At 62.8% G+C, this 15,452-nt stretch carries 15 protein-coding genes and 1 pseudogene; 10 read left to right on the top strand and 6 right to left on the bottom strand.

Annotation, left to right across the window (positions count from 1 at the left end):
- Both AC4D1W_RS16850 and AC4D1W_RS16845 read right to left on the bottom strand, forming a co-directional pair.
- Positions 1–428: alcohol dehydrogenase catalytic domain-containing protein (locus tag AC4D1W_RS16850; RefSeq protein WP_490899490.1), on the bottom strand; the 428-nt coding region annotated here is incomplete at its 3' end.
- A gap of 165 nt (positions 429–593) precedes the next feature.
- The gene (locus AC4D1W_RS16845; protein WP_490899489.1) at positions 594–1,295 is read right to left on the bottom strand and encodes a DUF4386 domain-containing protein; all 702 of its coding nucleotides are present in this window, start codon (positions 1,293–1,295) and stop codon (positions 594–596) included.
- Positions 1,296–1,359: 64 nt separating this feature from the next.
- Here AC4D1W_RS16845 and AC4D1W_RS16840 point away from each other — a divergent pair, with 64 nt between their 5' ends.
- A complete protein-coding gene (locus tag AC4D1W_RS16840) occupies positions 1,360–2,100 on the top strand; it encodes a TetR/AcrR family transcriptional regulator C-terminal domain-containing protein (protein ID WP_490899488.1) in 741 nt (246 codons plus the stop codon).
- A gap of 400 nt (positions 2,101–2,500) precedes the next feature.
- Here AC4D1W_RS16840 and AC4D1W_RS16835 read toward each other — a convergent pair.
- Together AC4D1W_RS16835 and AC4D1W_RS16830 are read right to left on the bottom strand one after the other, a co-directional pair.
- Positions 2,501–3,172, bottom strand: a pseudogene (locus AC4D1W_RS16835) (DUF4389 domain-containing protein); the annotation flags it as partial.
- A gap of 593 nt (positions 3,173–3,765) precedes the next feature.
- On the bottom strand, positions 3,766–4,245 hold the full coding sequence (locus AC4D1W_RS16830; RefSeq protein ID WP_490892739.1) for a nucleoside deaminase: 480 nt from the start codon (positions 4,243–4,245) through the stop codon (positions 3,766–3,768).
- Positions 4,246–4,323: 78 nt separating this feature from the next.
- On the opposite strand from AC4D1W_RS16830, the gene AC4D1W_RS16825 reads away from it, so the two are divergent.
- Positions 4,324–5,079: a MerR family transcriptional regulator gene (locus tag AC4D1W_RS16825; RefSeq protein ID WP_490899487.1), complete on the top strand. Its 756-nt coding sequence runs from the start codon at positions 4,324–4,326 to the stop codon at positions 5,077–5,079.
- Between the two features lie 87 nt (positions 5,080–5,166).
- A complete protein-coding gene (locus tag AC4D1W_RS16820) occupies positions 5,167–6,240 on the top strand; it encodes a PLP-dependent cysteine synthase family protein (protein ID WP_490899486.1) in 1,074 nt (357 codons plus the stop codon).
- A 65-nt stretch (positions 6,241–6,305) separates the two neighbouring features.
- Here the strand turns inward: AC4D1W_RS16820 and hxlA are convergent, their stop codons facing one another.
- Together hxlA and hxlB are read right to left on the bottom strand one after the other, a co-directional pair.
- Positions 6,306–6,929 carry a 3-hexulose-6-phosphate synthase gene (hxlA, locus tag AC4D1W_RS16815; RefSeq protein WP_490892783.1) on the bottom strand — a complete coding sequence of 208 codons (624 nt, stop codon included), beginning with the start codon at positions 6,927–6,929 and terminating at the stop codon, positions 6,306–6,308.
- A gap of 52 nt (positions 6,930–6,981) precedes the next feature.
- Positions 6,982–7,584, bottom strand: a complete 603-nt coding sequence (gene hxlB / locus AC4D1W_RS16810) for a 6-phospho-3-hexuloisomerase (protein WP_490899485.1) — start codon at positions 7,582–7,584, stop codon at positions 6,982–6,984.
- 127 nt (positions 7,585–7,711) lie between these two features.
- Here hxlB and AC4D1W_RS16805 point away from each other — a divergent pair, with 127 nt between their 5' ends.
- The 7 genes from AC4D1W_RS16805 (at position 7,712) to arfA (ending at position 15,451) form a co-directional block, all read left to right on the top strand.
- On the top strand, positions 7,712–9,019 hold the full coding sequence (locus tag AC4D1W_RS16805; protein ID WP_490892743.1) for a helix-turn-helix transcriptional regulator: 1,308 nt from the start codon (positions 7,712–7,714) through the stop codon (positions 9,017–9,019).
- A 4-nt stretch (positions 9,020–9,023) separates the two neighbouring features.
- The gene (locus AC4D1W_RS16800; RefSeq protein WP_490899484.1) at positions 9,024–9,668 is read left to right on the top strand and encodes a dihydrofolate reductase family protein; all 645 of its coding nucleotides are present in this window, start codon (positions 9,024–9,026) and stop codon (positions 9,666–9,668) included.
- An 82-nt stretch (positions 9,669–9,750) separates the two neighbouring features.
- Positions 9,751–10,581 (top strand): DUF1206 domain-containing protein, encoded by an 831-nt coding sequence (locus AC4D1W_RS16795; protein WP_490892745.1) that lies wholly within the window; start codon positions 9,751–9,753, stop codon positions 10,579–10,581.
- A 137-nt stretch (positions 10,582–10,718) separates the two neighbouring features.
- Positions 10,719–12,065: an extracellular solute-binding protein gene (locus tag AC4D1W_RS16790; protein ID WP_490899483.1), complete on the top strand. Its 1,347-nt coding sequence runs from the start codon at positions 10,719–10,721 to the stop codon at positions 12,063–12,065.
- A 27-nt stretch (positions 12,066–12,092) separates the two neighbouring features.
- Positions 12,093–12,992: a carbohydrate ABC transporter permease gene (locus tag AC4D1W_RS16785; protein ID WP_490892747.1), complete on the top strand. Its 900-nt coding sequence runs from the start codon at positions 12,093–12,095 to the stop codon at positions 12,990–12,992.
- Between the two features lie 2 nt (positions 12,993–12,994).
- On the top strand, positions 12,995–13,888 hold the full coding sequence (locus AC4D1W_RS16780) for a carbohydrate ABC transporter permease (protein WP_490899482.1): 894 nt from the start codon (positions 12,995–12,997) through the stop codon (positions 13,886–13,888).
- A gap of 27 nt (positions 13,889–13,915) precedes the next feature.
- Positions 13,916–15,451 carry an arabinosylfuranosidase ArfA gene (arfA, locus tag AC4D1W_RS16775; RefSeq protein WP_490899481.1) on the top strand — a complete coding sequence of 512 codons (1,536 nt, stop codon included), beginning with the start codon at positions 13,916–13,918 and terminating at the stop codon, positions 15,449–15,451.
- The last annotated feature ends 1 nt before the right edge of the window (position 15,452 follow it).

Raw genomic sequence — 15,452 nt, 5'->3', positions numbered from 1 at the left:
TCTCTTAGAAACGGTAAGGCGGTGAGGGCACCATCAAGGACTGCCACGGCGTCCGTCGGTACCAGGCCGGCGGGCCTCATCGCGATGATCCCGTTTTCGGAAACTGTGACGTACTCGGCATGGGCGCCGAGGGTCGGTCCCACTGATCCCGTGACCTGATCACCGACACGGTACCTGGTCACTGCGCTTCCTATTGCCTGAATTTCACCGGCAAAGCCGGTTCCCAGGACCGGAAAGCGCGGCCGTACCAAACCGAAGTAGAGCCGAGCAAAGGGGTCCTTGCCGTTGCGTGCGGTACATTCCGCCTGGGAGACGACGGTTGCGAAGTTGCGGATCAATACCTCCCCGTTCCTGGGAGCCGGTGTATCGATCTCTTCAACGTGGACGACTTCCGGCGTGCCGTAGGTGCGGCTTGTGATTGCCTGCATGCTGTTCTCCAAGGTTTGGGGAGGTCTAGGACCCGGGGAGGGTTTCCGGTGATCAGTACGGGGGCTCCGCCTTAGCGGCGGGACACCGTGGCCCGCATGGTGTCCCGGATGCCGAGGCCTGTGAGTACGGGATTGCCCATGGTTTCCTCCTTGGCAGTCGGCGGTTCAGTTGGCGGGTAGCCGGCGGCCGGCGATGAGCAGCCAGAAGATGATCACAACCTCGCCCACGAACATGAACTGGGCGAAAACGGCGGTGAAGTCGGGGATGAAGGCCGTACCGACGGCATCTGCCAGGTATCCGATGCCGGCGATGGCGAGCAGGATGCCGAAGACCTTCGGCACGAATCCCGACCGGATGGCCAGATAGCCGACGAGCAGTAGGGAGATGCCGAACAGGCCCTGGCTGATGACCCAGATGGTGTTGAACGACTCCAGCACCGGGAGGGCGGCTTCGGGATCGCCGAGGAGCGAGAACCCGATCACGAGTTGACTAGTAGCAACCACCAAGAGCACCGCGTACACCGATCTCATCCAGGCCGCTGCCGCCGAGACCCGACGGCTCTCCGGCTTGAACAGTGTGTACATCGCCCCGGCCACGATGATGTCGAGTACCGCCACGATGAAGAAGCTGACGACACCCGCGAAGAACAGGAGGGGGGCGCCGGAGATGTTCTGCGCGGTTTGTTCGGCATCGCCGCGAGCGATCAAGGGGACGATCGCGCCGAAGTTGGCGGAACCAGCCAGCACCGCCATGATCGCGAGCCCGATTCCGGCCACAATCGCGGCAGTGCGCGGCGACCAGGTGGTGAAGTTTATCGGGCGTTGTTGGACGTCGGTCTTGCTCGGCTTGAGCGTGGTGGGGTTCATTAAGTGTCCTTACGTTGTATACTTATGTTGTAAGTAAGTTACGCTTACGTAGTAAGGTTCGTCAATGGATCCGAACGGAGAGATTATGACGAGGCCATCGAGCAAGACCGGCGCGGTGTCACGCGGCCGTTTGAACCGCGAGCTGGTGCTGAGCGCAGCGATCGCGCTTGCCGATGACGCGGGCATCGAATCACTGACGATGCGCAGGCTCGGTGAAGAACTCGGGGTGGAGGCGATGTCGCTGTACACCCACGTCGCGAACAAGGAAGACCTGTTCAACGCAATGGTCGACGCCGTGTTCAACGAGATCGAACTGCCCTCGCATAGTGACGACTGGAAGACGGCGATACGCAAGCGATCGGTCTCATTCCGCGACACGCTGTCGCGCCACCCGTGGGCCACCGCATTGAAGGATTCCGGGACCAATCCGGGGCCAGCCACGCTGCGCCATCACGACCGTGTCATCGGCACGCTCCGGAACGCGGGATTCTCCATAGCCATGACAGCCCATGCGTTCTCGGCGTTGGACAGCTACATCTACGGCTTCGCGATGCAGGAGAAGAACCTGCCGTTTCACACGCAGGAAGAGACGGCTGCGATGGCGCACGTCATGCTCGCCCAACTTCCTGTCAACGAGTACCCGTATCTCGCCGAGCTGACGGCGGACCATGTGCTTCAGCCCGGCTATTCCTATGGCGACGAGTTCCCGCTCGGTCTCGACCTCCTCCTCGACGGCCTCGAGGGGTGGCTCGAGCGACACCCCGGGGATCGGCAGCCTGAAGGTGTGCTGAACGAGAGCGATTGACGGAGACAGCGTAAATGCGGGCTGTGACGCTCCTGGGGGTGCGGTTTCGACGAGCCATGCCGAAAACCCTCGCCGCCGCCGTGGATCGGCTGCTGCATCACGCCCACATCGGCACAGATTGTCTGGGTCAGCTCACAGCAGCTCAGGCCTCGTATCGGGCTGAGCGTCTCAGCGACGGTCGTCGGGGAGTGTGAGTCCTTGAATGGTGGCAGAGAAGTCGATGAGTGACCTACACACATCCAATCGAGTGCGTCGAGGTCGTCCTTTTCGAGCACTCGGTCCTGACGGGGCCATCAGGATCGTTGAAGGAACTGTGAAGCGGGTTGTCCCAGACCATCGAAGCGTGCTGCGCCGCGCCCGTAGGACTTGCAGTTGTCACGGACAGCGAGGACTGGAGTGCTCATTGGTTTGGACCTTGCTTGGAGAGGACGGGCTGCGTGGGTGGGTCGAGTGGCCCCTGGTCGAGGCGGAAGGGCGGATAGTCATCGCGCATCAGGGCTACGTAGGTCATGGTCCGGTACACCCACCGGTTGATTCCCATGATCAGGTTGAACAACCCCAGCCGATAGACGCCGGTGAACAGTAGGATGACCGCGGTGATGAACACCAGCAGCCCAAGCAACGACATTCCGTTGGTGCCCCCTTCGTTTGAGGATGCCCAAATGCTGCCCGTGAGTACCCCGACAATGAGTAGGTGGGGCAATGCGAGGAGCCAGGACTTCACCAGGACCCGACCGTGGGAGAGTTTCTCGGGATAGTCCACCTCGAATGTCGCCGGGTAATCGGTGTGTGCAAGGGTGAAGGGCGGATACTGGTCCGTGCCCATCACCCCGTTGGCGTAGAAGGCCACCCGCCAGTGCCACCGCATAACGCCGACCGTGAACTGGAAAAGTGGGACCGGATAGCGGCCGGTGAAAAGGATCATCACCCCCGCAGCAACCGTTACCACCACGAAAGCAATCCCGAGGACGACAAGCACAATGTAGTGCGGAATGGCCAAAATCCACTTCACCAGCCACATCCATCTCGTCAGGTTCGGATCCAGCTGTCCCTCCAACCGTGCAGGATAGGTTCCTGCGGGACTTGCGGCCGTCTCCGAGCGGGACGGGGAGTGCATTCTCCTGCCGAGGTCAGCGGCTCCGAGGATGATGAGCACCAACCCGCCGGCAAGCATGGCAAGCCCTGCGAGGAGGGCCTCGGAGGAGGAGAAGATGCCAAGTGATCCGGCGATGAGCAGAACCCCGGTGACGAGGATAAACATGTGCGCTGGACTCATTTTCTCCGGCGGCAGGTTCGGTTGTCCGGAGGCGTGGGCCGGGTAGATAGTCATGGTCTTTGTGCCTGGGTTTCTTGCGATGGTGGTGGATGGGATTTGTTGTCACTCCGGCGCGGAGCGCTGGGTGAAGGACGGCGCATACTGTGATTTGCGCGGGCGTGTTCCTCGGCGAAGTAGCGGAGAGTACGCCATTCGTACGATGTACGATCAGCGTACCGTACGTTGTACGAATAAGCGATAGGTGCCGGCTAGTTATGACCAGTCAAAACAATGCAGCGTTCTCTAGTCCTGCCGAGGATGAGGTTCAGTCTGGGGTCGAACTCGTCCCCGAAGTTTCATTGGGACAGAGAAGTTAGCCACGACCGGCTGGAAGGATTAATGGTTGGGCCTCAGTAATCAATACGGTCGGCCAGCTCTGCCCAGGCGCGGAACGGATCCGCACTCGCTGAATCGGGGAGGTTGACCTGCCGAACCTGCATGGACCGTTCCTCCACTGGCTTGGCGAAGAACTCGTAGAACACGGCGTCGTCGAATCCGGCGCGCGCCGCGTCGTGCCGGTCCGCGGCGAACACTATTCCGTCCACACGGGCCCAAAGCGCGGCCGCCAGGCACAGCGGGCACGGCTCGCAGCTGGTGTAGAGGGCGCACCCGGTCAGATCGAACGTCTGCAGCGACGAACACGCGTTCCGAATCGCCATGACTTCGGCATGGGCAGTGGGGTCATTGTTCGCGGTTACCCTGTTGGTTCCCTCGAAAGTGCGCCCATCACCGGTGGCGATGAGGGCGCCGAAGGGGCCGCCGCCGTCGTGCACGTTGCGGGTAGCGAGGTCGATGGCCCGGGCGAGGAACTGCTCCTCCACAGTGCTCATGCAGGAACCCTACACCCAGCGGTTGACCTTGACGTTGCGTCAACCTATACGGTGAAGAAGATGCGCAGGGAGGTGCACATGGACAGGTCAATTCAGGACATAGCGCGGCTTGCGGGAACCACGAGCCGGACCTTGCGGCACTACCACCGCATGGGCCTATTGCCTCCGTCCCGGGTAGGGAGCAACGGCTACCGCTACTACGATGACGGCGCGCTGGTACGGCTGCAGCGGATCCTCCTGCTGCGTGACCTTGGCCTGGGCCTACCGGCCATCGCGGAGGTTCTGGACAAGGAAGCGGAACCAGCCCGTGCCCTGCAGAAACACCTTGAGTTGCTCAGGCAGGAGCAGGAACGGCTGACGCGGCAGATCGCGTCGGTCTCGCTCACCATCGAACAACTGGAAGGAGGTGAACAACTTATGGCAGAGAACATGTTCGACGGATTCGACCACACGCAGTACAAGGAAGAGGTCGAAGAACGGTGGGGCACGGAGGCGTACGCCACCGGAGACCGCTGGTGGGCCGGCATGAGCGACATCGAGCGCAACGAGTGGAAGTCCCGGACGACGCAACTGGGTGCTGACTGGACCGAGGCTGCAGGGCAAGGCATCACGGCTGACAGCGACGCGGCGCAGAAGTTGGCGCGGCGGCACTACGAGTGGCTGTCCGGTGTTCCCGGACTGCCGTCGTCGGGCGGGCGGCCCTCGAAGGAATACTTCATCGGGCTCGGTGACATGTATGTCGCCGATGACCGTTTCGCGGCGAACTACGGAGGCCGGGAAGGCGCGGAATTCGTGCGCGACGCGATGAACGTCTTTGCTGACCGCAACCTCTAGACAAGTGGACGACGACGGCGGCACCTGCGTGGCGCCGTCGTCGTTCTGCCGTGGTTCTTCGACAGGGCGGGTCCGTAAGGTGCAGGTATGACGATTTCCGCTGGCGCTGACCGTGCCTGGTCCAATGAGGCGATTCGGCGCATCGAGGCCGAGGGTAACCGGTCCGCTGACACTCACCTGCTCGCACTGCCCGTGCCGGAGAGCTGGGGCATCGACGTCTACCTCAAGGACGAGTCGACGCACCGGACCGGGAGCCTGAAGCACCGGCTTGCGCGTTCGCTGTTCCTCTTCGGGCTGGTCAACGGCTGGATCCGGGAGGGCGCCACGATCGTGGAGGCATCGAGCGGGTCCACCGCGGTGTCGGAGGCGTATTTCGCGCAGCTGCTCGGGCTGCCCTTCGTCGCTGTGATGACCCGTTCCACCAGTCCCGAGAAGATTGCCCTCATCGAGCAGTACGGCGGGACCTGCCACTTCGTTGACGGCGCCTCCGAGGTGTACGACGCCGCCGAACGCATCGCGGCTGAAACCCGCGGACACTACATGGACCAGTTCACCTACGCGGAGCGCGCCACGGACTGGCGCGGCAACAACAACATTGCCGAATCGATCTTCCGCCAGATGGAACACGAGCAGTTTGCCATTCCCGAGTGGGTGGTGGTCGGCGCGGGAACCGGCGGAACCAGCGCCACCATCGGCAGGTACCTCCGGTACAACCGGTATCCCACGCGGCTTGCCGTCGTCGACCCCGAGAACTCGGCCTTCTACCCCACCTGGGCAGGAGGAGCCGCCGCCGTGGGGAAGCCGTCCCGCATCGAGGGCATTGGGCGGCCGAGGCCAGAGCCGAGCTTCGTGCCCTCGGTCATCGACGCGATGATCCAGGTCCCGGACGCGGCGTCCGTCGCGGCCTCACGGCATCTGCATTCGCTTACCGGGATCGCCGCCGGGCCCTCGACCGGAACCAACCTGTGGGGCGTGTGGCAGTTGGTCGCGCACCTGAAAGCGGCGGGTAGGACGGGAAGTATCGTCTCCCTCCTGTGCGACTCGGGCGAGCGTTACGCCTGTTCCTATAACGACGACGCCTGGCTGGCCGAGCGCGGACTGGATCCTGCTCCAGCGCTCGCCGTGCTTCAGGAGTTCTTCGAAACCGGGGACTGGCCTTAACGCGCGTGAGCGATTCCTGACCTTCCGGCCAGGGAATCGCTCACGCGTGACGGAACGAAGAGGGGCTAGCGGATGGCTGCCTTGAGTTCCTTGGCGGCCAGCTCCGGGTCGGCTGCGCTGTAGATCGCGCTGCCTGCGACGGCGACGTCGGCTCCGGCAAGCTGCACGGCCTCGATGGTCGAGGCGTTGACGCCTCCGGCCACGGAGAACGGAACCCGGGCGATTTCGCCGGCGTTCAGCAGGCTCTGAAGGTTGAAGCCCGGCTGCGCCTGCTCATCCAGCCCCGCATGGAACTCGACGAACTTGGCACCAAGTGCCCGTGCTTCCTTGGCCCGGGTGACCTTGTCGGCAACACCGATCAGATCCACAACGATGCCCTTGCGGTGTGCCTGGGCCGCCTTGACCGCACCGGCGATGGTGGAGTCGTCGGCAGAGCCGAGAATGGAAACGAGGTCGGCGCCCGCCTTGAAAGCGATGTCGGCTTCGAGCTCACCGGCATCCATGGTCTTCATATCGGCGAAGACGACCTTGCTGGGATGGGCTTCCTTGATCGCCGTAACGGCGGAAAGGCCCGCAGCCTTGATCAGGGGCGTACCGAGCTCGATGATGTCGACGTGCTCGGCAACCTTGCCGGCCAGTTCGAGCGCGTCCTCGACGGTGAGGAGATCGAGTGCAACCTGGAGTTTCATATAGTTTTCTTCTTTCATAGGGGTGATTTCGTGCGGGGATAGGGGGAGAGGCTTACTCGAGGTTTGCGTGCCTCAGCCACAGCTCCTCAGCGGACTCGTCAGTGTTTTCCCAGAGGCCCTGGAACACTGCTTCGGTGACAAGAAAGAGCGCCTGTTCGAAGAGGCTGCCGGAGTACTGCCGGGAAATGTTGGATCCGTGATCAGTTTTTTGTGCAGCGGGAATGACCACCAGCGCATCAGCCAGTTCGGCCACAGGGGAGTGCGGGCGCGTTGTCAAAGCTGCGACTTTTGCCCCGGCTTTCACTGCTGTGTCGGCAGCTTTGACCACGCCGGACGTCGTCCCGGAGCCGGAAGCGACCACCAGAAGGTCCCCGGCACGGATCGCGGGAGTAGTGGTGTCACCGGCAACATGAACGGTCAATCCGAGGTGCATCAGCCTCATGGCTGCCATGCGCAGCACCAACCCGCTTCTACCGGCTCCGGCAAGGAACACGCGCTCGGCTCCACGGACTCTGTCAGCCAGGACGGCCAACTGCGCCGGGTCGATACCGGAAACCGTTTCTTCAATTTCCTGCTGGATGAGAGACAGGTTCAGAGCCAGTTCGGTGCTGCCCGGACTCACCAACTGCAGGTCAACATCATTTACGACGCTCACGGCGACTCCTCAATGGGGTAATGCTTTTACTGTCCTCTTCAGCTTGGCCCACTCTTCGGGCAGGCGAAACGCTGTTTTATGACGGTTTTGACCACCCGTTTGGGTAGGCACTGCGTACTCTGTAGGGATGGCAGCACAGATCAACAACGCCGTTGCAGGACCCCTTATGCAGGACCAGTGGAAACTGCTTGACGCCGTGGAGGAGGTGACGGGGGCACCGCTGAACCGTATTGCCGAATGCCTTCACAGTGCGTCAGCTTCGTTCTACAAGAGCAGTGCGCTCATCATCTTCACGGAGGACTGTACGGGCCGGCCCCAGAAGAAATCAGGCGCGGACGACGTCGTCAGCCGGGTTTCGATCCCGGAGCTGGATCGTCTGCGCGCAGCCCTGCCCGGGGAAGAACCGTGGCGAACCACGGCCCTTATCGGGGGCCGGGAACGCGAAGTACTCGCTATGACCTACCCGCCGAGTAACGCACTCCTGGTGCTCACCGACCCGCACCCTGTTCCCGATGCCGGGCACCGGAAAGATGGGATGCGACTTCTGGCGTACCTTTGGCGGCTGGTCGCCCGAAGGATCCAGGAAAAGGTCTCCGATGCGCCGCCGGCGTATCTCGTAGAGTCCCGCGCGGCATCAGCCGAGCGGGTCCGGGTCACTGCGGAGCTGGTGGATCAGCACTCCACCACCCTTGAGACCGTCCTCGCCGCGTTGCGTTCCACTTCGATGGATGACCGCGCGGCCCGTGCTTTCGCGACGGACGTGTCGGTGAAGGCGCTGGTGGATTTGCGGACGCTGAATGATCGAACCAATGATCTCGTCGAGGAGCCCGTCGCTACGGCGTTCGAACGGCTCCGGGAGGATCTGCGGCCATTGATGAAGTTGAGCAACATCGATATCCAGTTCATTGAGCCGCCGGCCAACGGTCGTGCGCTGCCCGGGGAGGTGGCCCACGCCGCCAGGGCAGTGGTGCGCGGCTTGGTACTGGCGATCGCCGAGCAGGCTGACGTGCACCGTGTTCGCGCACAGTGGGACTGCGACGGGGAGAACCTGCTCATCAACGTCCGGGATGACGGCCGTGGCGAGCTCGCCTCGGACGCGTCCAGCATCGGGAGGATGCAGCAGCGGGTACAGGCCATGGATGGGTCCATGGTCGTGGACGTCATGCGTGGCTGGGGAGCCGATATCTCTGTGACGTTGCCGCTCGACCTTCCAACCGGACGGGTGGGGGATATAGCCAGCTGGGCTCTGGCGGCACGGGAACTGGAGGTCCTCCAGTTGCTGGCCGCGGGTCAGCGGAACCGGGCCATTGCGGCAGCACTGAGCATCAGCGAGAATACCGTGAAGTTCCATATCCGGAACCTCTTCCGAAAGCTCAATGTGCGGTCCCGCGCAGAAGCAACCGCTTTGGCGCACAGCGCGGGAATCCGGGGGTGATCATGTGACTCAGTTGCTGAGGGTCCAAAACTTCGGCGTATCCAGTGACGGCTTCGGAGCCGGCGAGAACCAGAGCCTGGAAAGACCCTTCGGCCATGCAGATCCGGGTGCGATGTTCGCGTGGGCGGGTGCAACGGCAAGCTGGCCGAACCGCACCGACTCCGGTGGAACTCGAGGCCTCGACGATTACTTCACTCGGGACTTCAAGAACAACATCGGGGCCGAGATCATGGGCCGCAATAAGTTCAGTCCTCAACGCGGTCCCTGGGAGAACGAAGACTGGCGGGGCTGGTGGGGCAGCGAACCGCCTTTCCACACGCCGGTGTTTGTGATGACGCACTACGAGCGACCATCCTTTGCTCTCTCTGACACCACGTTTCACTTCATCAATGCAGACCCCTCGACGGTTCTGGCGAGGGCACAGGAGGCAGCGGACGGGAAGGACGTCCGGCTGGGCGGTGGGGCGAGCACCATCTGCGAGTTCCTTGACGCGGATCTGGTGGACACCCTGCATGTTGCCGTTTCGCAGGTTGAGCTGGGATCAGGATCGCGCCTGTGGGAATCCCCCGAGCAACTGCTCGACCGCTTCCACCTCGAGAAGGTCCCCAGTCCGAGCGGCGTGGTGCACCACCTGTTCTGGCGACGCTGAGCCCGGAGCAGCGCAGAGCCCGGCACACGGGAGTCGTCCGCAGTTGTACCCTGAAATTCTCAGGAAATTGCAGGAGTGGTGAATGTCGACGGATGAAAGCTTTCTGGCACGGGAGGCAGCGGATGTTGCAGAGGAGGTATCGGACCACAAGGTACTCGACGTCGTAGCCCGCTTCGGATTCGCTGTTCTCGCCGTCGTTCACATCCTCATCGGCATCATCGCTCTGCAGATCGCGTCCGGAGGAAACGGGGAGGCAGAACCCACCGGAGCCCTGGAACGCCTGGCAGACGGAACGCACGGTCCGTGGACCATGTGGGCCTGCGCTATCGGCTGCCTGGGGCTTGCCGCCTGGCAGTTCAGCGAGGCCACCCTGCGCGCCCGGCACCTCTCCGCCGGGGAGCGGATATCCAAGACAATCTCCTCCGGGTCGCTGAGCATTATCTACGGCAGCATGGCCTTCACCTTTGCACGGTTCGCGTTCGGCGGGGAATCCGATTCCAGCGAGTCCACCCGAGATTTCACCACTTCCATGATGGGCTCGCCCTTCGGCGTGTTCGTGATTCTGGTGGTTGGAGGAACCACTTTCGGGATCGGCGTCTACTTCGTATTCAAGGGAATTCAGCGCAAGTTCCGGCCCGAACTTCGACACTTCGAAGACACCCGCCGCGGAGCCTTCATCGAGGTCCTGGGGGTCATCGGTCATGTTGCGAAAGGGCTTGCCCTCATCCTCGTAGGCCTGCTGTTCGGCGCCGCGGTGGTCACCCATGACCCCGCCCGATCCACAGGGCTGGACGGCAGCCTGAAGGCGCTGGCCGAGCACCCGTTCGGCGTTCCCGTACTTGTCGCCATCGCGGTGGGTCTGATCTGCTACGGCGTCTTTGCCCTCGTGCGCTCCAAATTTGGGCGTATGTAGGAGTTCCGCCCCGACCCGACCCAATGGGCGAAAACCCTTGCCAAACCTTTTACATCGTTGTAAATTGACACATCAAGTCACGTTCCATCGATGTAGAAGCCGTGCAGCACCCGATCGAACCAACGGAGGATCGATTCATGCCCAACGAGAATGCCAGGATATTGCCGCCTTCAGGATGGCGTGCTCCGAGCAGGCGGCAATTCCTCACCGGAGCCGCCCTGTTCGGTGGCGCTGTCGCCTCCGGCACCCTGGCCGGCTGCGGCGGACCGGCGGCCGCAAGCGAGGAGACTCTGCGCTTCTGGCACCTGCTCTCCGGCGGCGACGGAATCAAGATGCAGGCGATGATCGACCGCGTGAACGCTGAGAGCCCCAATTTCGACGCCGTCCCCACCGTTCTCGCCTGGGGCACCCCTTATTACACGAAGCTGGCCATGGCGTCCGCAGGAGGGCGACCCCCGGAACTTGCCATCATGCACGCTGCGCGGATTCCGGGGTACGCACCCGGTGGTCTGCTGGACCCGTGGGACCTCGACGAACTGGCAAAGCGTGACGTCACCGAGGAATCCTTCGCGGAGCGCATCTGGGCCAGCGGCCAGCTCGAGGGTGAGGTCTTCGCCATCGCCCTCGACTCCCACCCCTTCATCGCCATGTACAACACGGACGTCGCCGACCAGGCCGGGCTGCTGGGCAACGACGGTCGCCTCATCGAAATCACGGACCCGGAGCGGTTCCTCGAGGCAATGCGCGAGATGCAGGCCGTCACCGGTAACCACGGCCTGTCCTACGGCTACGTCAACGACGGCGCACAGATGTGGCGCCTTTTCTACACCCTTTACCTGCAGCACGGGGCCGAAATGGTGCTCACGCCGGGGCAGCCCGCTGACGTCGACCGCGATGTCGCAATCGACTGCCTCGCCTACATCACGCAACTGCTGGACGGCACCATCGCTGCCAAGACCGGGGATTACGGCACCGCAGTGGCGGAGTTCGCCAGCGGGGAGTCCGGGATGTTCTTCACCGGCGTGTGGGAATTGCCCACCATGCAGGCTGCCGGTATTCCCCTTGACGCGATGACCATACCGACGCTGTTCGGAACGCCCGCAGCCTACGCGGACTCCCATTCCTTCGTCCTGCCTCGCCAAAATGACGTCGACGAGGCACGCCGCGCGGCTGCCTACGACTTCGTCGCCAACCTCCTGAAGGGCTCCCTGTCGTGGGCCGAAGCCGGTCACATTCCCGCCTACCAGCCGGTGGTTGATTCCCCCGAGTACCAGAACCTGGAACCGCAATCGCACTACGCGAACGCCGCCGACATCATCAACTATGATCCTCCTGCCTGGTTCACGGGGTCAGGGTCGGACTTCCAGACAATCTTCGCCGCGAACGTACAGAACGTGTTCCTCGGAAGGGAAGCGCCCGACGTCGGTTGGGATGCCTTCGTTGACCGCTTGAACATCACCCTGTCCAAGCCCAATCCTGTCTGACCCGGACCGACGAAGGAGTCGAGCACAATGAGCACCACTGTGACCGGGCGCAGGAGCCCGAACAACAGCAGGAACAACCTGCACGGTTGGGCGTTCTCTGCGCCCTTCCTCATCTTCTTTGCCATGTTCCTCGTGTGGCCCATCATTCATGGGCTCTACATGAGCTTCACCGGGCAAACCCTCACCGGAGCCAACAGCGGCTTCGTAGGCCTCACAAACTACGTGGAAGCCTTCAGCGATCCGGACATGTGGCAGTCCCTCGGGAACACCATCTACTTCACCGTCCTCTCAACCATCCCGCTGGTGCTCGTTGCACTCGTCATGGCCGCGCTGGTGAACATGAATCTCCCCGCCCAGTGGTTGTGGCGGTTCTCGTTCTTCGCGCCGTTCCTCCTGGCATCTACGGTGGTTTCCCAGTTCTTCGTCTGGATGTTCAACCCCCAGCTCGGACTGGTCAACGACGCACTCAGCAAGATCGGCATCGCGCCCGTCCCATGGCTGAACGATCCGAATGTTGCCATGTGGTCGATCGTCATCGCCACAGTGTGGTGGACGGTCGGATTCAATTTCCTGCTCTATCTGGCAGCGATGCAGAATATCCCGCAGCAGCACTATGAGGCATCATCGCTGGACGGCGCGGGTGGCTGGCGGCAGTTTTTCTCCATCACGCTGCCGCAGCTTGGACCCACCACCGTGCTCATTGTCATCCTGCAGGTCCTCGCCTCGCTCAAGGTGTTCGACCAGATCTACCAGATGACCGCCGGCGGGCCAGGCGGGGCCACCCGGTCCCTTGTCCAATACGTGTTCGAGGCTGGGTTCACCGGTTACCGGCTGGGCTATTCGGCGGCCATCTCCTTCATCTTCTTTGCTCTGATCCTGCTGGTGTCGATGAGCCAGATCTTCTTCAACCGAAACAGGAGCGCGTAGTTATGGCCACCGTAGTACTCGACCACAGCTCCACCGGGAGTGTCAGCGCCGAGCGCCCTCAGAACCGGCGGAAGATCTCCACGGCCAAGGTGTTCGGCACCATTGTCACCGCGATCCTGGCCGTGATCTGGCTGATTCCGTTCGCTTGGGCAGCGGTCACTGCCCTGAAAACCGAAACGGAAGCCGCTTCGACTCCTGTCACGTGGCTGCCGGCGTCGGGCTTCACGCTTGAGTCCTTCGTTGAAGTCCTCAGCACGGGCAACCTGCCCACCTGGACGTGGAACTCCCTCTTCACCGCAGCATGCATCACCGTCATTACCCTGGTGATCTCCGCCTTGTGCGCCTACGCGCTTTCACGCATCGATTTCAGGGGCCGCAAGTTGCTGATGGCCGTGATCATCGGCTCGATCATCATCCCCCCGCCGGTCCTGATCATTCCGCTCTTCTACCAGATGCTTGCCCTGAACCTCATTGATACGTACTGGGCGATCATCCTCCCGCAGGTGCTCCACCCCGCGATGGTCTACGTCCTGAAGAAGTTCTTCGACCAGATCCCGCGGGAACTCGAAGAGGCCGCCGTCATGGACGGCGCCGGTCGGGTGCGGGTGTTCCTGCAGATCGTCCTGCCGCTCTCAAAACCCATCATGTCGGCCGTGGCCATCTTCGTGTTCATCACAGCGTGGAACAACTTCCTCTGGCCGTTCATCGCCACCAACGACACGGCGCTTCTCACACTGCCCGTTGGCCTGCAGACCATCGAAAGCGCGTACGGCATCCAGTACGCGCAGAACATGGCCTCGGCTCTTCTGGCGGCACTCCCGCTCATCATCGTGTTCCTGTTCTTCCAACGCCAGATCATCCGCGGTGTCGCCACCACCGGCCTCGCCGGAACCTAGACCGCCTCACCTACCTGAAGGAGAAACATGGCCCGCGCACGCATTGTCATCGACAGGGACTTCACGGTCGGGGAGGTGCCCCGCCGGTTGTTCGGCTCCTTCGTGGAGCACATGGGCCGTTGCGTCTACACGGGCATCTACGAACCCGGCCACCCTGAAGCGGACAACAACGGGTTCCGCCAGGACGTGATGAAGCTCGTCAAGGAGCTCGGTGCCACCGTGGTCCGCTACCCCGGCGGAAACTTCGTCTCCGGGTACAACTGGGAGGACGGCGTCGGGCCCGTCGAGAACCGCCCGCGCCGGCTTGACGGCGCCTGGCACACGCTGGAGACCAACGCTTTCGGTCTGCACGAGTTCGTCGACTGGTCCCGGCAGGCCGGCGTCGAGATCATGGAAGCGATCAACCTCGGCACCCGCGGTGTCGACGCCGCCCGGGAACTCGTCGAATACGCCAACCACCCGGGCGGCACCTACCTGTCGGACCTGCGGGCCAAGAACGGCCACAAGGATCCGTTCGACATCAAGCTCTGGTGCCTGGGCAACGAGATGGATGGCCCATGGCAGATCGGGCACAAGACGGCAGACGAGTACGGCCGCCTCGCCCAGGAGGCCGCGAAGGCCATGCGCTTCGTGGACCCCTCGCTGGAACTGGTGGCCTGCGGTAGCTCGAACTCCGGGATGCCGACGTTCGGCGCGTGGGAGCAGACGGTCCTCACCCACACCTACGACGAGGTGGACTACATCTCGCTCCACGCCTACTACCAGGAACAGGACGGCGACGCCGGCAGCTTCCTCGCGAGCGCGCTGGACATGGACTACTTCATCGAGTCTGTCGTAGCCACTGCGGATGCGGTCCGCGCGAAGGGCAAACACTCGAAGCGCATCAACCTCTCCTTCGACGAATGGAACGTCTGGTACACCCGGCCGGGCGACGCCGACAGTCCCGGCGAAGTGGGCAAACACGGCTGGCGTGAGCACCCCCGTGTCATCGAGGACGAGTACAACGTGACCGACGCCGTCGTCGTCGGTACGTTCCTCAACTCACTGCTGCGGCACGGTGACCGGGTCAAGATCGCCAACCAGGCGCAGCTCGTGAACGTGATCGCGCCGATCATGAGCGAGGAAAACGGGCCGGCCTGGCGTCAGACCATCTTCTGGCCGTTCGCCCGGATGGCGGAACTCGCGACGGGGCAGATCCTGCAGACCAGGGTTGAGTCGGACCGCTATGAGAATGCGCGCTTCGGCGACACGGACCTGGTGGACGTATCGGCCACCTGGAATGAGGAGACCGGACGCGCTGCGTTCTTCCTGGCCAACCGGTCACTGGATGAGGCAGCCGAGGTTGAGGTGGCGCTTCGTGGACTGGACGCCGTGCGCGTCACCCGCGCTGAGGTGCTGCAGGTTCCCGAGGGCCACGACCGCCTCACCACCAACAATCTCGAACGCGGTGAACACGTGGGCCTGACGCCGCTCGAAGACGTCAAGGTTTCCGGCGACGACCTCCGTGTGAACCTGCCCGCGCTGTCCTGGGCCGTCGTCGAGATCGAGACCCGCACGAGCTGAG

The sequence above is a fragment of the Arthrobacter sp. TJ-170 genome, from assembly GCF_058269305.1.
The sequence above is the reverse complement of the archived record's forward strand: the minus strand, read 5'-3'. Positions and strand labels throughout refer to the sequence as shown.